Below are 18,561 nucleotides of genomic sequence, written 5' to 3'. Positions count from 1 at the left end.
AAATGTCGGACACCATAAAATCGTTAAATCAAGGAGAGGTATTTATGAAAACCGTAAAACGTTTGGGCGCAGCCGCCCTGGCAACTGCGATGCTGATGGGCAGCACTTCGATGGCGTTTGCAGAACCAAAGGTTCTGAAATTCGCCCATGACAACAAAGCCGACCCGTTTGAAAACCCGGCACATGCTTGTACCGCTGTTTTCGCCAACATCGTCGAAGCCGACACCAATGGCGAAATCAAGGTTGAAGTTTATCCGTCCAACCAGCTTGGTTCGGCTGCTGAACATGTTCAGATGGTCCGCGATGATGTTATCCAGGGAACCCTGACATCGACCGGCGCGCTGGCATCCTATTATCCGCGTATCGACGTTTTGAACCTTGCCTTTGCGTTTGACAGCAACGCATCGACCTATGACGTGTTTGATGGTCCGTTTGGCGAAGCCTTGGCAACAGACATCGAAGGTACGCTTGCTGATGTGAAGGTTCTTGGCTTCCCCGATACTGGCGGGTTCTTTGCTGTGACCAACTCCAAACATTCGATTGCAACGCTGGAAGATTTTAAAGGCATTCGCGTTCGGACCATGTCGCTGCCGTCGCATCAGAAAATCATGCAGGCATTGGGTGCAGAAGCATATCCGATGGCATGGGGCGAGGTTTATGCTGGTCTTCAGACCGGTGTTATCGATGGTCAGATGAACCCGGTTCCTACCGTGACTTTTGCCAAGTTTAACGAAGTTCAGGGTTACTTGACCCTGACCAATCACCTGTTCTCGCCTTACACCATGATGCTGTCGAAAACCTTCTGGGATGGGCTGACCGCCGATCAACAGAAAATCGTTCGTTACGCTTCGCAGTCTTGTGTTGTTGCAAGCCGTGGTGTGTCGCGCGTGATCGAGGCATCTGATCGTGGTCTTGCCGGTCTTAAAGACAAAATGGAAATCACCGCATTGTCGGCTGAAGACCGTGAAAAGTTCAAAGCAGCAACCCAGCCGGTCGTGGTTAAGCACGTTCAGGAAAGCCTTGGTGATGAAGGCGTTAAGTTGCTTGATCTGTTCAAGGCCGAAGTCGAGAAAGCAAACGCAAACCGCTACATGGAATAATTCATTCCATTTGCCAAAGGGGCGGGGTTTCTCGCCCCTTTGGATGCTTTAAGTCCATTTCAAAAGACCAAAACCAAAAACAAAGGCACGGGCCATGCGGATTTTTTGCGCCTCGATTGCAACCGAGACAAATACATTTTCACCTTTACGGACTGATTTTTCCGATTTTCAGGAAAGCTTTTATGCCCCGCCGGGTCAGCACCCGGTCACCCCGACGCTTTGCAGTGCCGTTTTTACCGAAGGTCGCCTTCGTGCCGCCAAAGAAGGTTGGGATTTGATCGAAGGGACGGCGACCTGGGCCGAGCCGGGTGGGTTGGTCAACCGGGCAACGTATGAGCAGCTTCGCGACGAAGTTCTGGGCCAGTTGCGTGCTGCCATGCCCGTCGACGGGGTTATTCTTGGTCTTCATGGTGCGATGGTTGCCCAAGATTATCTAGATTGCGAAGGTGATCTGATTTCGCGCATTCGTGACATGGTCGGGCCCGATGTTGTGATTGGCACAAGCTTTGATCCGCATAGCCACCTGACCGATCTCCGCGTCAATAATTCCGATATCATCGTTGCGTTTAAAGAATTCCCCCATACCGATTTCGTTGAAACCGGACAGGCTGTGGTTGATCTTGTCTTGCGGACCCTGCGCGGTGAAATCACCCCGACCAAGGCTGTTTTTGATTGCCGCATGATCGAAGTTCTGCCGACGTCGCGCGAACCGATGCGGTCCTTCATCGACCGGGCCAAGGAGATGGAAGGAACGGGCGATATATTGTCGGTTTCCTTTATCCACGGTTTCATGGCCGGTGATGTGCCCGATCTTGGGGCCAAGGTGATTGTGACGACCAATAATAACCTCACGGAAGCCAAGCAGATTGCAAACGACCTGGGGGTCGAGCTGTTTGGGTTCCGTGGGGCCACCCGGCCGAGTTTCCTGACCCCGGATGCGGCACTTGATCAGGCGTTGGCATCAGATGCCAAACCGATTGTCCTGACCGATGTGTGGGATAATCCGGGCGGCGGTGTTCCAGGCGACAGTACGATTTTCCTGCGGGCGATCATGGAACGCGGGCTTCGCGATTTTGCTGTGGGGACCTTGTGGGACCCTATGGCGGTGCGGACCTGTTTTTCCGCGGGCGAGGGGGCGACATTGCCGCTGCGTTTTGGTGGTAAAACCGGAGCCAACGCCGGAAGCCCGATTGATGCAACCGTCAAAGTCAAAAAGCTTGAACGGGCAGCCTGGCAGTATTTCGGTGAAAGCATCGTCCCGCTTGGCGACTGTGCGGTGATTGAACTGCCCGGTGGCGGCGAGGTGATTTTAAACACCAACCGGTCGCAAAGCTTTGATCCCAGCCTGTTTTCGAATATGGGCATTGATCCGACATCGAAAAAATATCTGTTTATCAAATCGACCAATCACTTCTACGATGCCTTTGCCAAAATCGCGGGCGAAATTATCTATGTCGATGTGCATGGTCCCTATCCGTCGGATCCGAAAACCAACGGATATCGTCATGTGAAACGCCCACTTTGGCCGATTGTCGATGATCCGTTTGCCGCCAAGGCAAGCTGATCTGCCAGTTGTACTCTTCGCGTCACCACCAAAAGCCAAAGGACGTTTTTCATGACCAAATCACCGCAATATCCTGAACTTGATACGCCGTGTGCGGTGATCAATCTTGATGTGGTTGATCGCAATATCAATGCCTATCAGGCCTATTGCGACAAGCACGGCATTGCGTTGCGTCCCCATATCAAAACCCACAAAATCCCGGCCTTTGCCAAACAGCAACTCGATGCCGGGGCCAAGGGCATTACCTGTCAGAAAATTGGCGAGGCCGAAGTCATGGCCGATGCCGGGATTGATGACATTCTTTTGACCTATAACGTGCTGGGCGCGCGCAAACTGGCCCGGCTTCGGGCTGTGTTTGACCGTGTGTCGGTTTTGCGTGTGGTGGCGGATAATGAAACCGTCATTACCGGATTGTCACAGGCGTTTGCCGATAGTGCCAAACCATTGGAAATTCTTGTTGAATGCGATACGGGTGGGGGGCGTTGCGGTGTGCAGAGTCCGAAATATGCTGTCGCCCTTGCGCAAAAAATCAACAGCCTTCCAGGCATTTCATTTGCCGGTCTGATGACCTATCCGTCAGCAGGTGGCGGACCGAAAGTTGACGGGTTCTTTGGCGATGCGATGGCAATGTTCGATGCGCTTGGCATTGCCTGCCCGATCAGAAGTTCTGGCGGAACGCCTGATATGTGGAAGGCGCACGAAGTGCCCAATGCGACGGAGCATCGCATCGGGACTTACATTTATAACGATCGATCCCTGATGGCGCGTGAGGTTTGCGGTGAAGATGACTGTGCGCTTCGGGTTCTGGCCGAGATCGTATCGCTTCCGGCACCGGGACGTGCGGTTATCGATGCCGGATCAAAAGTTCTGACATCTGATCTTTTGGGGTTAGAAGGATTTGGCTATGTCGTCGGGCATCCGGAAGTCGATGTGGTCGGACTTTCCGAAGAACATGGCGTTTTACATTTCGAAGCCGATCTAACGCCGTTTGAAATTGGCGAACGGATCGAAATCATTCCCAACCATGTTTGTGTGGTCAGCAACATGCTTGATCAGGTGCATCTGGTGCGCGGCGATACGATCAAAACCGTTGATGTATCTGCCCGTGGTAAGGTTCTTTAACGCAAAACAGACCGCAAAACCGACCCGGTGATTACGCCGGGTCGTGATTGGGAAGATAGCCGGTAAAGCCGGTAATCAGCCACTTTCCACTATCCTGTTTTTCGCAATAGTAATGCGTTTTCCAAAGCAGACGGTCCTCGGATCCGTCTGCTTTTTTAATGCGGCCGTTAAAATGTTTGCGCACCAAGGCCCGATTGCCGGTGATGTCGATTTTTTCAAGGCTGGTTGCGCGAAAGACACCGTCATAAAGATCTTCGGAATAGTCAATTTCCTGTGCGGCCACGGCTTGGCGCACCCATTCATCACGATACGCATCAAGATCAGGGAACAGCATTTGCCAGACATCCGGATCATCGGACTTGCAGGCATCGATCGCATAAAACCCGTCTGATTTGAAATCATCGGCAACCATTGACCAGTCAGCCGCGACAAAGGCGGCAATATCGCGCGGAACCAGCATTTCCCAGATTTGAGTGCGGTCCGTGTCAGATGGGGGAAACGGGCTTTGATTTGTCGGGCGCATGGGTGTCTATCCATTTGATCTGAAAATGCTTTAACCCATTTTCGCATTCCCCAAGACACTGTTCAATCATTGAAGGCATATCGGCGGATAAATAAGCATGAATTATGCGAAGTGATTGCAAACAGGATGAAATTGAAGAAAGATCATGAAATAACACCGGAATATGTATCAATCAGACCCATAAAGCCGAGGTGCCAATGAGTTGGGGTGGTTTCACATCTGCAGAACTGGAATGGCAATATAATCCGCGCGAAACCGTGCCGGAATTCATGACCCATTTCGAACGGTTCGTGAAGCTGTCTGATGAAACGCGCGCACAGCTTGGCGGCAAGATTGATATTCGGTTTGGCGATGGGCCGAAGGAAACCATGGATGTCTTTATGGCGTCTGATCCCGGGGCGCCGGTTCATGTGTTTTTCCATGGCGGGTATTGGCGCAGTCAGGACAAAAAAGATTACGCCTTTGTCGCGCGGGATCTGGTTGCAGCCGGATTTACCGTGATTTGCCCGAACTATGATCTTTGCCCGGATGTGACGGTTGCCGATATCACTGATGAAGCGGTGCGGTGCATCGAATATATTTATCGCAATGTCGAAGAATTTAACGGCGACCGTGACCGAATTTCAATTTCCGGGCATTCGGCCGGGGGGCAAATCGTCGCGCGTTTGGCAGGCCATGATTGGGAAGAGCTTCTTGGCGATGCCATGCCGTTTTCGGCCGTGGTACCGATATCAGGGGTTTTTGATCTTGAACCCGTCCGTCACACGACGATGAATGATGATATCCGGCTGGATGCAGCGGCGGCGGCGGATAATTCACCAATGCTTGACGCGGTTGCGATCAACACCCGCATGATGGTGGTGGTTGGCGGCAATGAAAGCCCGGAGTTTGTTCGTCAAAGTGATGCATACGGGGCCTATTGCGGCAGTGCCGGGCTTAAGGTTCCGGTCTATAAGGCATGGGGGGCGAACCACTTTACCGTGCTTGAAGAACTGTTTTTGGGAACCGGGTCGCTGTTTGGCCACTTTAAGCGGTTCTTGCAGTCTTAAGATCAGGCATATCGGCCAAATATCGAGCAAAAACAGCATAAAAAACTGTTGCTCTTCCTGTGACGCTGTCGATGCGACGTGTTATAAAACAACGTGCTACCACAACAGTTTTAAAAACCAAAAATCGTTCTACAGGATGGCTCATGCGTTTCGTAACGGCAGAAGAAATCGATAAATTTGTCTCGCCCCGTGATCTGGTCGAGGCCCTTCGCGACGGGTTCAACCAAGGTTGCGAAGCCCCATTGCGCAGCCATTTCAGCATGGAACGCAGCAATGAGGATGATGCGACGTTCCTGATTATGCCAGCCTGGCAAAAAGACGGTGCAGCAGGGGTTAAAATCGCTGCTGTCGTTCCGGGGAATTCGGCGCGGAACCTTCCGGCGGTTTCGGGCACTTATGTGTTGCTTGATGCACTCACGGGGCAACCGTCCGCTGTGATTGACGGCACCAAATTGACGACGCGCCGCACGGCTGCGGCCTCAGCATTGGCGGCAGATTATCTTGCGCGCAAAGATGCCAGCGACATGGTCATGGTCGGATCGGGTGCCATGGCACCACAATTGATCAAGGCCCATGCATCGGTCCGCCCGATCAAAAATGTCACCATCTGGAACCGCAATGGTGAGAAGGCCGGTAAACTGGCCGCTGAAATTGCCGAGCTTGGCTTTAACGCCAAGGGAACGGATGATCTCGAAGCCGCGTGCAAAACAGCCGATCTGATTTCATGTGCGACCTTGTCGACCGAACCGCTGGTGCGGGGTGATTGGCTGCGCGATGGGACGCATGTTGATCTGGTTGGCGCGTTTAAACCGACCATGCGCGAGACCGATGACGCGGTGATGGTAAAATGCCGCATCTTTGTTGATAGTTTTGAAGGGGCGAGTGCCGAAGGCGGCGATGTCGTTCAGGCGATCAATAGTGGCGCAATCGCCAAATCCGACATTATCGGTGATTTGTTTGGCCTGACCCGGGGTGAGGTCAAAGGGCGCGCAAGTGACGGGGAATGCACCGTGTTTAAATCGGTTGGTCATTCGCTTGAAGATTTCGTGGCGGCTGTGGCAGTTGTGAAAGCAATTGAAAAATGATCAGTGCGGATCTGTTTGCGCCAGAACCCCTTGAAGCCTATCGCGGCAAGATCAAGCCGGAATGGATTGATTTTAATGGCCATATGAATGTTGGCTATTACGTTGTTGCATTTGATCTTGGTTCGATGGCGTTTCTCGATGGGGTCGGGATGGGGTTTACCTATCCTGAACGTCGGGGCGGGTCGACCTTTGGTCTGGAAATGCATGTGACCTATGACCGCGAAATTCACAAAGACGACCCGTTTGTCATCTTTACCCGCGTTCTTGATTGCGATCAGAAACGCATTCACATGTATCATGAAATGCGCCACGGAACAGAAGGTTGGCTGGCGTCAACCAACGAGATCATCACCATGCATATCGATATGGAAAAGCGGCGATCAGCCCCGTTTCCAAGCGATATCATGACGACCCTTAACCGGATCAAAGAAGCCCACGCGGACCTTCCTGTTCCATCGGGTGTCGGTCGCAAAATCGGCATTCGCCGGAAATAAAATGCAAAACCCCGCATGATCAAAATGCGGGGTTTTGATTAGCAATACTTTTCCGGTCGGGGCCTTAAGGCCGTGTTGCGCCATAAACCCGGCATTGTTCATCTGCATCATGATTGACATCCTGATCGCGGAGATAGGTCAGGCCAAGTTTTTCAAGCAATCTGAGGGATGGCACATTGTCGGGCAGGCAATAGCCATAAATCTTGTCAAAGCCAAGATCGGTCCAGCCGTAATCAATCAGTGCCGTACAGATTTCAAAGGCATATCCCTTTGCCTGATAGGCATCCGTGATGGCGAAACCGATATCCGGCGCATCAAGGCTATCGCGTTGGACGAAACCGATCAGACCGATTGGCGTGTTAGAAGATTTTTCGCACACGACAAAACTGCCAAACCCGTATTTTGCATAACTTGCAAGAAACCGTTCGTCGATATAGGCGCGTGCAGCATCGAGATCATGAACATTGCGATCCCCGATAAAGCGATGCCATCCCGGTTCATTGACAAGCTTCAGGATAAAGGCGGCATCGTCATGGGTTGCGTGCCGCACAATGGCGCGTGGGGTTTGCACAATTATCATCAAACTGTCCGTGTTATGGTGGTGGCGTAAATTCAATACTATCTATAGCGCGAAGACGAAAACAACGATCTTGAAGCCAAACCCGTTGGAGAACACCAATGCCCGGAAAACCGATTAAACTTACCTTTGACGGTGCGCATGGTGCCAAGCTGGCCGCCCGTCTTGATTTGCCCGAAGGGCCGGTTAAGGCTTATGCCTTGTTCGCCCATTGTTTTACCTGCAGCAAGGATCTGACGGCATCGCGCAAAATTGCGGAATCCCTGACCATGGAAGGGATCGGGGTATTGCGGTTTGATTTTACCGGGCTTGGCGGGTCGGGCGGGGATTTTGCGTCAACCAACTTTACGTCCAATCTGGACGATCTGGAACGCGCAGCCGATTTCTTACGCGACGAATACGAAGCGCCCAAAATATTGATTGGTCATTCGTTGGGCGGGGCGGCGGTTCTTGCGGTTGCCGGACGGATCAAGGAAGCAACGGCCGTCGCGACCATCGGTGCGCCCGCCGATGTTGATCATGTAACCCATAATTTTAGCGAACATCTTGCAACGATCAAGGAAACCGGGGAGACAGAAGTTTCTCTTGGCGGGCGGCCTTTCGTCATCAAGCGCCAGTTTGTCGATGATCTGGCAAAGCATGATCTTGCCCATTCTGTTGGGCATATGAAAAAAGCGCTTTTGGTGATGCATGCGCCGCTAGATGAGACTGTTGGGATTGAAAATGCCGGTCGGATTTTTGATGCGGCAAAGCATCCCAAAAGCTTTGTCTCGCTTGATCAAGCTGATCATTTGCTCCGTGATCCTGAGGATGCAGGGTATGCTGCGTCTGTTATTGCGGCATGGGCCAAACGCTATATCCCGGCATCAAAGGAAGAACCGGTCGAGATCGTCGAAGGTGTGATGGTGCGCGAAACCGGACTGGGGAAATTTCAGTCCATGGTGATGACAGGCCATCATCGCATGTTGGCCGATGAGCCGGAATCTGTTGGCGGCTTTGATAGCGGGCCGTCGCCTTATGGGTTCTTGTCTGCTGCATTGGGCAGTTGCACGGTGATGACCGTGCGTATGTATGCCGATCATAAAAACATTCCACTTGAAGCCGTGCGGGCGGAAATACGCCATGACAAGGTGCATGCCGATGATTGCGCCGAATGTACGAAGGATCATTTGCCAAAAAGCGGGAAAATAGACCGGTTTGAACGCAAGATAACCTTCATTGGCGATCTGGATGCGCAGACCCGTGCGAGGTTGCTTGAAATTGCCGATAAATGCCCGGTCCATCGGACGTTGGAGGCGACGTCCCTGATTGTGACATCAGAAAAGCCTGCCTGATCTGATCAGGATGATACGCATAAAAAAACGCCCGGCAGAAATGATCCTGCCGGGCGTTTGATATTTATCGATCGTTGATTACGGCTTTGCTGCAATCACGATGAATTCAACAAGGTAATCCGGGGTGGCAAGCTTTGCTTCGCCACATGCGCGGCCCGGGGTGTGACCCTGCGGTACCCATGCATCCCAAACTGCGTTCATTGCAGCGAAATCTTTCATGTCAGCCAGCCAGATGGTGGTTGAGAGGATGTTTTCTTTGCTTGAACCACATTCAGCCAGAAGCGAGTCAACTTTTGCCAGGCATTCTTTGGTCTGGTTGGTGACGTCGCTGGTTGGCTCGCCAACCTGACCTGCAAGATAAATGGTGTCGCCATGGACAACGGCCTGGCTCATACGCGGGCCGGTGTGGAAACGTTTAATGCTCATGAAACTCTCCTTGTGGGGTTTGATATTTATTATTCAATAATAGGAATTAGTTAGCACGCTTTTGCACGCCGCACCAGTCGGCAATAAACAGGGCAAGGACTTCGGTTACCTCCATCATCGAGGCGACGGAAACCCGTTCATTAATGCCGTGAATGGCCTCGGCTTTCGGGCCATAACATGTGGCCGGGATATTGCCGTAAATCTGGAAGAACCGGGCATCGGTTGTCGCGGTCGAGGCATAGTTTTTGATCGCTTTGCCGGTAACTTCCTGATGAATGCCCCCGATCATTGACATCATCGGGTGATTGACATCCATCTCGCATCCTTCGGCCTGAAAACCGCGATAGGTGATGTCTATCGATGCGCCCTTACAGGCCGGATGGTTGTCAATCGCACTTTGCTTAACCGCCTCAATCGTTTCGCGCACTTTTTCAAGTTCCATGCCCGGATAAAAGCCAATCCGGATATCAGCCACGCAAATCGGTGGCACAGTTGATGCCCATTCACCGCCATCAATCTTGCCAAGGTTGAAGTTCACCGGATGGACATGCGCGCCATAGGTCGCGTGACGATGGGTAGGGTGGTTCCAGATTTCTTCGACTTCTTTTAAGGTTTCAAAGAAGCCAAAGGCAGCTTCGATTGCGTTGCTGCCAGCGGAGGTATCAAGAACGTGCGCGGGGCTACCCGACACATGGATTTGAAACCACATCACGCCAAGCTGCGCGATCATAAGGGTCTGATTAAACGGTTCGGGAATGATGGCGCAATCGGCCGTGTACCCGGCATGAAGACAGGCAAGCGCGCCATTACCAGTGCATTCTTCTTCGACAACAGATTGCAAGATCACGGGTGCAGCCGGTTCCAGCCCAAGATCATGCAAGGCCTGCAACGCATGGCAATATGAAATGATCCCGGCTTTCATGTCACCGGCACCACGGCCATAAATCCAGTCACCGTCGACATGCGGGTTAAAGGGGCCGTGCCGCCATTTATCCGCCGGGCCCGTTGGCACCACATCCATATGACCATTCAGGATCAGACTGCGCCCGATCGGGCTTTTCGGGCGGTGCAAACCGACAATGTTTTCCCGCCCGTCATAACCATCAATGACCGGCGGAGAAAAGCCCGGCTGATCGCGAAGGGCGTTAATATCAATCGCGACCTGTTCGACATCCAGCCCCATTTGTGCAAACTGATCGGCAATCCAGTTTTGCGCAGATGCTTCATTGCCCAGAAGGCTGTCGTGACGGACCAGCGCACACAGATCATCAACCGCCTTTGATCGACGGTCCGAGACGGCTTTGCGAAGGGCTGTGCGATCAAAACTGGTCATCGGGTTTCTCCGCTCATACCACTGCCAATACCACGTGATTACTTACCCGTTGTCAGGCTGGATCGTGATGCCGAAAGGGCATCTTTGGTAACGCCAAGCTTTTGCATATGATCGGGAATGCCATTGCCACAAATGATGCTTGCGGCATATTCGCCCATGGCCGGTGCGGTCTGAATCCCATAACCGCCCTGACCAGCCAGCCAATAGAAACTGTTATCGGCCGGATCAAAATCCGATACCGGATCGCCGTCTTTAAAGAAGCTGCGCAACCCGGCCCAGCTTTCGCCCGGACGGCGGACTTCGATGCTGGTTGCGGTCATCAGGCGATCAATCGTAATCGCGATATCAAGTTCTTCGGGCTGGACGTCATGGGGTTCGGTCGGTGTGGTATCAGCAGGGGAAACCAGCAACCGCCCGGCGTCTTCCTTGAAATACAGCGTCTCATCCATATTGGCGACAAGTGGCCAGCCATGGGCATTTACATCTGCTGGTACGTCCACCATCACGGCAGTCCGGCGTTTGGGCACGATGCCAAGTGGTTTGACGCCAGCCTTGGTCGCAATGTCATCTACCCATGCACCCGCCGCATTGACAATGATATCGCCGCTATGGGTTTGCCCGTTTCCAAGGGTGACGTGCCATTTTCCGTCACTTTTCGTAATCGAACTGACGTCTGCCTTCGTGATCAGGGTTCCGCCCTGTGATTTGAACTGGCGGATAAAGCCCCAATGCAGGGCATGAACATCCATATCCATGGCATCGGGTTCGTGGGCAGCGCCAATGATCAGATCGGTATTGATCACCGGAATGCGTGCTTTAAGCTCATCGGGGGTCAGGGCAATAACATTGGCACCATTGGCGCGACCTTCGGTCAAAATGGCGTCAAGTTTGGCTTCTTCGCCCGGTGCTGCGGTCATGATGATGCCGCGCGGGCTCAGGATCGGGTTTTCGGTGAAACCGTCCGGTGGTGTGATGAGAAACGACCGGCTTGCCGTTGACATTTTACGGATGATCTTTGGGCCATAGGTCTCGCTATAGAGCGCGGCGGACCGGCCGGTGCTGTGATAGCCCGGTTGGTCTTCGCGTTCCAGAACGGTGACGGACTTTCCGGCCTTGGCCAAAAAGAATGCAGCGGACATTCCGGCGATGCCGCCGCCAATGATCAGGATGTCTGAATGTGTCATTTGGGGCCTTCTGATATCGTGACGTCGTTTCTGTCTTTGGTGGCGCTAAACCCGCTGATGAACTGATAGAGGTTCTCTGCCAGTGTATTGCTGACATAGCCACCTTCCTGCACTAGCACGGTTGGACAGAGAAGGGTGCCAATTTTTTCACCGATTTTGGCAAAACCATCGGGGCTTACAGTCAAACCCCCAAACGGATCATCGCGTGATGCATCAAGGCCCAGCGCGACAACAACCGCATCAGCGCCAAAATCATCAATCTTGGCCAAGGCACGATCAAGCGCATCAAGGAAAACAGAATCGCCGCTGCCAAGGGGTAGGGGGATGTTGTGATTAAAACCAATGCCGTCACCTTCGCCGGTTTCTTCACCGTGTCCCCAAAAGAACGGATAGAAATCATGCGGATCCGCATGGATGGATAAGGTCATGACATCAGATCGGTCATAGAAAATATGCTGGGTTCCATTGCCGTGATGAAGATCAACATCAAGGATCGCAACCCGGTCATATTTCGCACGCAGTTCCTGTGCAGCAATCGCACTGTTATTGAGATAACAAAACCCACCGGCAATGGTGCGACTGGCGTGATGGCCCGGTGGACGGCATAGGGCATAGGCACTCATCGCGCCGCCATCACGTACATGATGGGTTGCCGAAATCGCGGTTTGCGCACTGGCATAGGCAGAATGCCAGGTGGTCGGAGATACCGGACAGGATGTATCACCCAGATGAAATCCCGCCCTGCCAGCATGATGGCGCGGATAGGGGCCGTCGCGATCAAACGGATGGATATTGGGAATAACCAGTTCTGACCCGCCGGCCGCCAGCCATTCGGGGTAAATGGTCTGCAAAAAGTTTAGATAGCGCCCGTCGTGAATAGCGGCAATCGGGTCTATGCCCGCATCCTTTGGGGCATGCAGATCAAGACCCAGACGCGCAACCGCACCGCTTAGGATTTCGGCGCGTTCGGGTACTTCCGGGATTGGCTTTTTCTCGCCCGCGACAATGAATGTTTTGCCGTGGTGGCGAAGCTGATCATCTGAGAAATAGGCATGCATCATGGCTGCCGCCTTTCACTTTGTGCGTGTCGTAACGGTGGTGGCGTTTATGGTGTCGTCATCAGGCGGGTTAGAAGGCGACCTGATCGCCGCCTTTCAACCCAAGTTGCGCGCGTGCTTCGTCCGGTGTTGCGATTTCAAGTGACAGGCCATCAAGGACTTCGCGGATTTTGCGCACTTGTGATGCATTATCAGGGGCCAGTTCGCCCTTGCGCAGATACAGGTTGTCTTCCAAGCCGACGCGGACATTGCCGCCCATTGATGCCGCCATCGTGGCAAGTGGCATCTGATGGCGTCCGGCACCAAGGACCGAGAATTGATATTGATCGCCAAACAGTTTGTCTGCCGTGGATTTTAGATGGGCAAGGTTATCAGGGTCAGCGCCAATGCCACCCAAAATACCCAACACAAATTGAATGAAAATCGGTCCCTTAATCAGGCCACGATCAACAAAATGTGCCAGCGTATAAAGATGGCCGACGTCATAACATTCAAATTCAAACCGGGTGCCATTGGCATCGCCAAGGTCAGCCAGAATGGTTTCGATATCGGAAAACGTGTTTTTGAAAACAAAGTCGCGGCTGTCTTCAAGGAACTTTGGTTCCCAGTCATGTTTCCATTCGCGCTTTGTCGCCAAGGCCGGGAACAGACCGAAATTCATCGTGCCCATATTCAATGACGCCATTTCCGGGGCGGCTTCACGGGCCGCGCGGATACGGTCGCTAACATCCATATTCATGCCGCCGCCGGTGGATATGTTGATCACGGCATCTGTGGCGGCCTTGATTTTGGGCAAGAATTCCATGAACAGATCAGGATCGGGGCTTGGAAAGCCGGTTTCCGGATCACGTGCATGCAGATGCAAGATTGAAGCGCCTGCATTGGCGGCATCAATTGCTTGGCGGGCAATTTCATCGGGGGTGACGGGCAAGTGCGGGCTCATGGATGGGGTGTGTACCGATCCGGTGATTGCGCAGGTAATAATAACTTTCCGGCTCATGAGAAGGCTCCGGCGACGATGAGTTCGTCCTGAAGGTCGCTTAAGGCGGCCCGCAGCGGGATCAGGATATCGTCAAATTGTTCTTGTTTGATCGTCATTGGCGGACAGACCATGACATGATCGCCACGATATCCGCCGCGAGTGCGACGCCAGTAAATGATCAGCCCCAGATCATAGGCAATATCGACCAGACGGGCGGCGGCCATATGTTTGGGATCAAGCGGGGCCATGGTTTTGCGATCCTTGACCAATTCAATCGCCAATAAAAGCCCAAGCCCGCGGACATCGCCGATCATGGTGAAATCATCAGCCAGTTTGCCAAGTTCGGATTTCAATGCAGCACCGCTGGTCGCGGCATTTTCAAGCAATCCGTCTTGTCCAATCACATCCAGAACGGCATTGCCCGCCGCACAGGCAAGCGGATTTCCGGCATAGGTGTAGCCGTGAATAAATCCACCATGATCAAGAACCGGTCCAACGATCCGATCAGGGGCGATCATCGCACCCAGCGGGGCATAGCCCGCAGCAAGGCCTTTGGATACGGCCAGAATATCGGGCGTGATGCCCCAATGTTCTGCAGCGAAATAGGTGCCGGTGCGTCCGGCACCTGTCATGACCTCGTCATAGATCAGAAGAATGCCGTACTGATCGCAAATTTCGCGAATGCGGCCATAGTAACTGTCGGGGGCCACAAGGGCACCCGTCGCAGCCCCGCCAACCGGCTCCATGATGAAACCAAGGACGGTTTCGGGGCCCTGTTTGATGATTTCGGCCTCTAGCATGTTGGCATATTTGATGCCACGATCATGATCAGACAGATCATCGCGATCCAGATAGCAAGTTGGGGCAGGAATTTTGGGTTGATCGACCATCATTGGTGCAAAAGGCGCGTGCATCGGTGTGTAGCCGGTCAGTGCAAGTGCGCCAAGGGTGGACCCATGGTAACTTGGGAACCGTGAAATGACTTTGGTGCGTTGGGCTTGACCTTTGGCCAATGCATATTGCCGGGCAAGCTTGATGCAGCTTTCAACCGCTTCGGACCCCCCAGAAACAAAGAATACCCGTTCCAGATCACCCGGTGCACGTTCGGCCAACCGCCATGCCAGGTTTTCGGCAGCATCATTTTCAAAATGCAGGCGATAGGCGAAGCTGGCTTTTTCAAGCTGGACATTCATTGCGGCGATCACGCGCGGGTCGCTATGACCGATATTGCTGACCATGGCACCGCTGGATGCATCGATATAGCGTTTGCCATCGACGTCCCACATATAGACACCTTGTGCCCGTTCGATCAGGGGGCGACGTGATCGACTTTGGTAAAAAAGGCGGGACTCCCGGTTATGACCGACCGGGTTTTTATCATTATGCGTCATTCTGGTGGCTCTCCTGAACCGGTCTGGTGGACTTTGTTCTTATGATCAGTCTTGGTGACCGGGCAACAACACACAATTGCGGGCAGCGATATGCATAAAGATATCGGCACCTTCTTGATGGGGGCGGGCATCAATTGGATTGATAACTTGCCAGTCGCGGCCATTGGCCTCGACAAAATAACGGGCCTGCTGCCCCAGATAATCAACCGTTTTGATTTTACCCGGAATGCTAATCACGCCATTGGCTGCGCAGTTTTGATCTGAGAGATCAATTTTTTCGGCACGAATAACCGCGCGCACGTCCTTGGATCCTTTTGCCTTGGCGGTTTGTTCATCCGTGGTCAAAAGCGTTTCACCGCTTTGAAGGTTTACATTGGTGAATGCGGCATCGGGGCTGCCGAGTTCTGCCGGGATGATATTGGAATGGCCAAGGAAGTCGGCAACAAAGGCAGATGCCGGGTTGTTATAAACATCTTGCGGCGCGCCTTCTTGTTCGACAAAGCCGTTATTCATCACAACCAGCTTGTCAGACATGGCCAATGCTTCGGATTGGTCATGGGTAACGAACACGGTTGCAATGCCCAGTTCGCGCTGAATGCGTTTAAGCTCGACCCGCATTTCTTCGCGTAAGTTGGCATCAAGGGCGGATAACGGTTCATCAAGCAGCAAAACATCTGGTTCGATCACAATCGCACGGGCCAGCGCGATACGCTGCTGTTGCCCGCCGGATAACTGATTGGGATAGCGGCCAGCGACATGGGGTAATTGAACAAGTTCAAGCGCCTGATTGACCTTTTGCGCGATGTCGGATTTTGACACTTTGCGATATTTCAGGCCAAAGGCGATATTGTCAAAAATCGTTTTATGCGGGAACAGGGCATAGTTCTGAAACACAAGCCCAAGATTGCGCTTGTGGATCGGCAGGCTGTTGACCCGTTTGCCCCGGATCATCAAATCGCCTTCGGTAATGTCGGTCAAACCGGCAATCATGCGCAATGTCGTCGTCTTGCCACAGCCCGACGGACCAAGGAAAGTCACAAAGCTGTTGTCAGGAACGGTCAAATCCATGCGTTTGACTGCGGTGAATTCCCCGTAACGCTTTACGACATTTTGCAGTTCAACGGCGTTTTCGGCGTCTGCCATTGTTAAATACCCTGTCAGAATAAATGTGCCTGTCTAAAGAAAGAAGGCAGGGGTGCCCTGGTCGGTTGTGCGAAGACCAGGGCACCGGTTCAGGTGAACAAGCAGGGCTTAGTAGCCGCGCTGCACACGAGAGAAGGTTTTCGACCAATCTGCTTCGTTTTCGTTCCAGTATGCCGGATCGAAGAAGCTGAGCGACGAAAGTGTTCCGGACGGATCAAATGCCGGAAGGGTCGGGATGATCTTGCCAAGATCGACCTTTTTCGGGTCAAGTGCCGGCGGATAGCTTTGGCCTTCGGCAACGGCAATTGCGACTTCTGGTTCCAACATGAAGTTCAGAAGTTCTTCACAAGCTGCCATCGGGCTGCCACGCAGGACAAACAGGCATTCCTGCCAACCAAGACCGCCAGCCGGATCAAGATAACCAATGTCATGGCCCTGATCTTGAAGCGCTTTGATGCGACCAGACCAACCTTCGGTGACATAGATTTCTTCTTCTGCCAGAAGGCTCATCAATTCGGCCCCTGAACTCCAATATTTCAGGGCCAGATCACGGTGCGAACGGATCATGTCCCAAACAGCATCAATGTCTTTGATGTTGTTCGGATCCTGATCGGACTGCAGTGCGCCATACCAGATACGGGTTTTCCATTCACCCCAGCCGCCGATCTTGCCTTTATAGGCCTCATCGACCATCAGTTTTGCGCCTTTGGCTTTGGCTTCTTCGTCACTGATATGTTTGCGGTTATAGGCAATGCCCGTCGTGCCATAGTCATAAGGCACGGCCGAAATCGTCCCGCCGGTGATTTTGCGCAGCGGCTCGATCAGGCTGGAAATTACGTTATTCAGGTTCGGGATATTGGCTTCGTTGATTTCCGATGTCAGTTCCAACCCGTGATAGCGCGCATAGTCAAATACGCCTGAAAGGTGGGCGAGGTTGAATTCACCGGGCTGACCGGCTTTTACGCGCGCGATATATTCATCCGCACCGCCGAACGTACCGGAAATGACATCAATGCCGGTTTTCTTGGTGTAAGGCGCAAAAGCATGTTTTTCAAATGCTTCGGAGACAACACCGCCCCAACCATCAAAACGAACCTGTTCCGGGGTTGCTGCCTGTGCTTTGCGGGCAAGCATACCCATCGGGCCACCCGTGACACCGGCAACAACACCGGCAGCACCAAGTGCGGTTAGAAAAGTACGGCGGTTGATATCGCCATCGCGATAGCGATTTAGCAGGCGTTCATAGCGTTTCGTATCGTCCATTTAGGCCTCCTGATAAAACAATTTAATCCGTTAATCGGTTTTGTTCTTGGTCGTTGGTTAAGCGATATTGTTTTTGGTTTTGGCGGTTTCCCGCGATATTCGAAACATGTTCAGCCGGGCTTTTCTGCCCGGTTTGATGCGCGCAGTTTTTGGATGGAAACAACCCGCGCAACCGATGCCGCAATCAATGGCAGTGCGATTGTAAAGATCACCATGACAGCGCCCAGCGCATTGATTTCCGGGCTGATGGAATTACGCAGCATGGCGAAAATCTGGGTTGGGACGGTTTCGACCCCGCCCGGTTTCCAAAACAGCGTGCCGGTAATGTCATCAAAGGAGATGGTGAAGGAAAACAGCATTCCGGCCATCACCGCAGGCAGCATCAAGGGCAGGGTGATTTGGAAAAATGTCTGGATCGGGGTTGCACCCAAGCTCATGGCGGCTTCTTCGACGTCACGGCGGATGGACACCAGCCGTGCCTGAACCACCAGCACCACAAAGGGCAGGGTAAAGACGACATGGCCCATCAACAGCAGACCAAAGCTTTTGGGCATGGCAAGGAACTGCAGGAATAGAAGGAGTGCCACAGCCAAAACGACTTCCGGGATCAGGATTGGCGCAACCAATAGGGTCGAAATGGTCCGTTTCCCCGGAAAGTCGTATCTGACCATAGCAAGGGCGGCCATGGTGCCAAGTGTGGTTGAAACCGCACTGGTCAAAAGCCCCAGCAACAGGGAAGTTTTAAACGCCCGTACAATCGCATCATTATTCCAAAGCGCTTCAAACCAACGCAGCGAGAAACCTTCAATCGGGAAGCCGCCAAACTGATTAGCGTTAAAGGCAAGCAGGATCACAACCGCGACCGGCGCAAACAGGAACAGGTAAACAAGGATCGTTGCAATGCGGATCATTGACCAACCGGACATCATCATA

At 52.8% G+C, this 18,561-nt stretch carries 18 protein-coding genes; 7 read left to right on the top strand and 11 right to left on the bottom strand.

What is annotated here, in order from left to right; all coding sequences use genetic code 11:
- Positions 1-44 precede the first annotated feature (44 nt).
- From ACQ0MK_RS08445 to ACQ0MK_RS08435, 3 genes are all read left to right on the top strand, one after another.
- Positions 45-1,100, top strand: coding sequence for a DctP family TRAP transporter solute-binding subunit (locus ACQ0MK_RS08445; RefSeq protein ID WP_430475628.1), 1,056 nt, complete (start codon positions 45-47; stop codon positions 1,098-1,100).
- A gap of 94 nt (positions 1,101-1,194) precedes the next feature.
- Positions 1,195-2,664: a M81 family metallopeptidase gene (locus ACQ0MK_RS08440; protein WP_430475627.1), complete on the top strand. Its 1,470-nt coding sequence runs from the start codon at positions 1,195-1,197 to the stop codon at positions 2,662-2,664.
- A 51-nt stretch (positions 2,665-2,715) separates the two neighbouring features.
- On the top strand, positions 2,716-3,786 hold the full coding sequence (locus ACQ0MK_RS08435; protein ID WP_430475626.1) for a D-TA family PLP-dependent enzyme: 1,071 nt from the start codon (positions 2,716-2,718) through the stop codon (positions 3,784-3,786).
- Positions 3,787-3,817: 31 nt separating this feature from the next.
- On the opposite strand, the gene ACQ0MK_RS08430 is transcribed toward ACQ0MK_RS08435, so the two are convergent.
- Positions 3,818-4,309, bottom strand: a complete 492-nt coding sequence (locus tag ACQ0MK_RS08430) for a hypothetical protein (RefSeq protein WP_430475625.1) — start codon at positions 4,307-4,309, stop codon at positions 3,818-3,820.
- 197 nt (positions 4,310-4,506) lie between these two features.
- Between ACQ0MK_RS08430 and ACQ0MK_RS08425 the strand changes: the two genes are divergently transcribed.
- From ACQ0MK_RS08425 to ACQ0MK_RS08415, 3 genes are all read left to right on the top strand, one after another.
- Positions 4,507-5,358 carry an alpha/beta hydrolase gene (locus tag ACQ0MK_RS08425; protein WP_430475624.1) on the top strand — a complete coding sequence of 284 codons (852 nt, stop codon included), beginning with the start codon at positions 4,507-4,509 and terminating at the stop codon, positions 5,356-5,358.
- Positions 5,359-5,501: 143 nt separating this feature from the next.
- Complete coding sequence (locus ACQ0MK_RS08420; RefSeq protein ID WP_430475623.1) at positions 5,502-6,443, top strand: ornithine cyclodeaminase family protein; 942 nt, start codon at positions 5,502-5,504, stop codon at positions 6,441-6,443.
- Positions 6,440-6,937 carry a thioesterase family protein gene (locus ACQ0MK_RS08415; protein WP_350043495.1) on the top strand — a complete coding sequence of 166 codons (498 nt, stop codon included), beginning with the start codon at positions 6,440-6,442 and terminating at the stop codon, positions 6,935-6,937. Before ACQ0MK_RS08420 ends, ACQ0MK_RS08415 begins: the two co-directional genes overlap by 4 nt.
- A 64-nt stretch (positions 6,938-7,001) precedes the next feature.
- On the opposite strand, the gene ACQ0MK_RS08410 is transcribed toward ACQ0MK_RS08415, so the two are convergent.
- Positions 7,002-7,517 carry a GNAT family N-acetyltransferase gene (locus tag ACQ0MK_RS08410; protein ID WP_430475622.1) on the bottom strand — a complete coding sequence of 172 codons (516 nt, stop codon included), beginning with the start codon at positions 7,515-7,517 and terminating at the stop codon, positions 7,002-7,004.
- Positions 7,518-7,615: 98 nt separating this feature from the next.
- On the opposite strand from ACQ0MK_RS08410, the gene ACQ0MK_RS08405 reads away from it, so the two are divergent.
- Positions 7,616-8,848 (top strand): bifunctional alpha/beta hydrolase/OsmC family protein, encoded by a 1,233-nt coding sequence (locus tag ACQ0MK_RS08405; RefSeq protein ID WP_430475621.1) that lies wholly within the window; start codon positions 7,616-7,618, stop codon positions 8,846-8,848.
- A gap of 78 nt (positions 8,849-8,926) precedes the next feature.
- Here the strand turns inward: ACQ0MK_RS08405 and ACQ0MK_RS08400 are convergent, their stop codons facing one another.
- The 9 genes from ACQ0MK_RS08400 to ACQ0MK_RS08360 form a co-directional block, all read right to left on the bottom strand.
- The gene (locus ACQ0MK_RS08400) at positions 8,927-9,274 is read right to left on the bottom strand and encodes a RidA family protein (RefSeq protein WP_350043498.1); all 348 of its coding nucleotides are present in this window, start codon (positions 9,272-9,274) and stop codon (positions 8,927-8,929) included.
- Between the two features lie 46 nt (positions 9,275-9,320).
- Complete coding sequence (locus tag ACQ0MK_RS08395; protein ID WP_430475620.1) at positions 9,321-10,607, bottom strand: M20 family metallopeptidase; 1,287 nt, start codon at positions 10,605-10,607, stop codon at positions 9,321-9,323.
- 38 nt (positions 10,608-10,645) lie between these two features.
- Positions 10,646-11,791 carry an NAD(P)/FAD-dependent oxidoreductase gene (locus ACQ0MK_RS08390; RefSeq protein ID WP_430475619.1) on the bottom strand — a complete coding sequence of 382 codons (1,146 nt, stop codon included), beginning with the start codon at positions 11,789-11,791 and terminating at the stop codon, positions 10,646-10,648.
- A complete protein-coding gene (locus ACQ0MK_RS08385; RefSeq protein ID WP_430475618.1) occupies positions 11,788-12,852 on the bottom strand; it encodes a histone deacetylase family protein in 1,065 nt (354 codons plus the stop codon). The genes ACQ0MK_RS08390 and ACQ0MK_RS08385 overlap by 4 nt, the downstream gene beginning before the upstream one ends.
- 67 nt (positions 12,853-12,919) lie before the next feature.
- Positions 12,920-13,849 carry a 3-keto-5-aminohexanoate cleavage protein gene (locus tag ACQ0MK_RS08380; RefSeq protein ID WP_430475617.1) on the bottom strand — a complete coding sequence of 310 codons (930 nt, stop codon included), beginning with the start codon at positions 13,847-13,849 and terminating at the stop codon, positions 12,920-12,922.
- Positions 13,846-15,222, bottom strand: a complete 1,377-nt coding sequence (locus tag ACQ0MK_RS08375; protein WP_430475616.1) for an aspartate aminotransferase family protein — start codon at positions 15,220-15,222, stop codon at positions 13,846-13,848. The genes ACQ0MK_RS08380 and ACQ0MK_RS08375 overlap by 4 nt, the downstream gene beginning before the upstream one ends.
- Before the next feature lie 45 nt (positions 15,223-15,267).
- Positions 15,268-16,365: an ABC transporter ATP-binding protein gene (locus ACQ0MK_RS08370; RefSeq protein WP_430475615.1), complete on the bottom strand. Its 1,098-nt coding sequence runs from the start codon at positions 16,363-16,365 to the stop codon at positions 15,268-15,270.
- A gap of 108 nt (positions 16,366-16,473) precedes the next feature.
- The gene (locus tag ACQ0MK_RS08365) at positions 16,474-17,628 is read right to left on the bottom strand and encodes an extracellular solute-binding protein (RefSeq protein ID WP_430475614.1); all 1,155 of its coding nucleotides are present in this window, start codon (positions 17,626-17,628) and stop codon (positions 16,474-16,476) included.
- A gap of 110 nt (positions 17,629-17,738) precedes the next feature.
- A complete protein-coding gene (locus tag ACQ0MK_RS08360) occupies positions 17,739-18,560 on the bottom strand; it encodes an ABC transporter permease (protein WP_430475613.1) in 822 nt (273 codons plus the stop codon).
- Between the last annotated feature and the right edge of the window lies 1 nt (position 18,561).

The sequence above is a fragment of the Thalassospira lucentensis genome (genome assembly GCF_050516545.1).
Taxonomy (GTDB): Bacteria; Pseudomonadota; Alphaproteobacteria; order Rhodospirillales; family Thalassospiraceae; genus Thalassospira; species Thalassospira lucentensis_C.
The sequence above is the reverse complement of the archived record's forward strand: the minus strand, read 5'-3'. Positions and strand labels throughout refer to the sequence as shown.

What these genes read in the sequence shown, in the direction of transcription:
- ACQ0MK_RS08365 (WP_430475614.1), bottom strand. Translation starts at nt 17,628, where the DNA reads ATGGACGATACGAAACGCTATGAACGCCTGCTAAATCGCTATCGCGAT.
- ACQ0MK_RS08445 (WP_430475628.1), top strand. Translation starts at nt 45, where the DNA reads ATGAAAACCGTAAAACGTTTGGGCGCAGCCGCCCTGGCAACTGCGATG.
- ACQ0MK_RS08425 (WP_430475624.1), top strand. Translation starts at nt 4,507, where the DNA reads ATGAGTTGGGGTGGTTTCACATCTGCAGAACTGGAATGGCAATATAAT.
- ACQ0MK_RS08400 (WP_350043498.1), bottom strand. Translation starts at nt 9,274, where the DNA reads ATGAGCATTAAACGTTTCCACACCGGCCCGCGTATGAGCCAGGCCGTT.
- ACQ0MK_RS08435 (WP_430475626.1), top strand. Translation starts at nt 2,716, where the DNA reads ATGACCAAATCACCGCAATATCCTGAACTTGATACGCCGTGTGCGGTG.
- ACQ0MK_RS08430 (WP_430475625.1), bottom strand. Translation starts at nt 4,309, where the DNA reads ATGCGCCCGACAAATCAAAGCCCGTTTCCCCCATCTGACACGGACCGC.
- ACQ0MK_RS08375 (WP_430475616.1), bottom strand. Translation starts at nt 15,222, where the DNA reads ATGACGCATAATGATAAAAACCCGGTCGGTCATAACCGGGAGTCCCGC.
- ACQ0MK_RS08370 (WP_430475615.1), bottom strand. Translation starts at nt 16,365, where the DNA reads ATGGCAGACGCCGAAAACGCCGTTGAACTGCAAAATGTCGTAAAGCGT.
- ACQ0MK_RS08415 (WP_350043495.1), top strand. Translation starts at nt 6,440, where the DNA reads ATGATCAGTGCGGATCTGTTTGCGCCAGAACCCCTTGAAGCCTATCGC.
- ACQ0MK_RS08385 (WP_430475618.1), bottom strand. Translation starts at nt 12,852, where the DNA reads ATGATGCATGCCTATTTCTCAGATGATCAGCTTCGCCACCACGGCAAA.
- ACQ0MK_RS08395 (WP_430475620.1), bottom strand. Translation starts at nt 10,607, where the DNA reads ATGACCAGTTTTGATCGCACAGCCCTTCGCAAAGCCGTCTCGGACCGT.
- ACQ0MK_RS08380 (WP_430475617.1), bottom strand. Translation starts at nt 13,849, where the DNA reads ATGAGCCGGAAAGTTATTATTACCTGCGCAATCACCGGATCGGTACAC.
- ACQ0MK_RS08440 (WP_430475627.1), top strand. Translation starts at nt 1,195, where the DNA reads ATGCGGATTTTTTGCGCCTCGATTGCAACCGAGACAAATACATTTTCA.
- ACQ0MK_RS08420 (WP_430475623.1), top strand. Translation starts at nt 5,502, where the DNA reads ATGCGTTTCGTAACGGCAGAAGAAATCGATAAATTTGTCTCGCCCCGT.
- ACQ0MK_RS08405 (WP_430475621.1), top strand. Translation starts at nt 7,616, where the DNA reads ATGCCCGGAAAACCGATTAAACTTACCTTTGACGGTGCGCATGGTGCC.
- ACQ0MK_RS08410 (WP_430475622.1), bottom strand. Translation starts at nt 7,517, where the DNA reads ATGATAATTGTGCAAACCCCACGCGCCATTGTGCGGCACGCAACCCAT.
- ACQ0MK_RS08390 (WP_430475619.1), bottom strand. Translation starts at nt 11,791, where the DNA reads ATGACACATTCAGACATCCTGATCATTGGCGGCGGCATCGCCGGAATG.
- ACQ0MK_RS08360 (WP_430475613.1), bottom strand. Translation starts at nt 18,560, where the DNA reads ATGATGATGTCCGGTTGGTCAATGATCCGCATTGCAACGATCCTTGTT.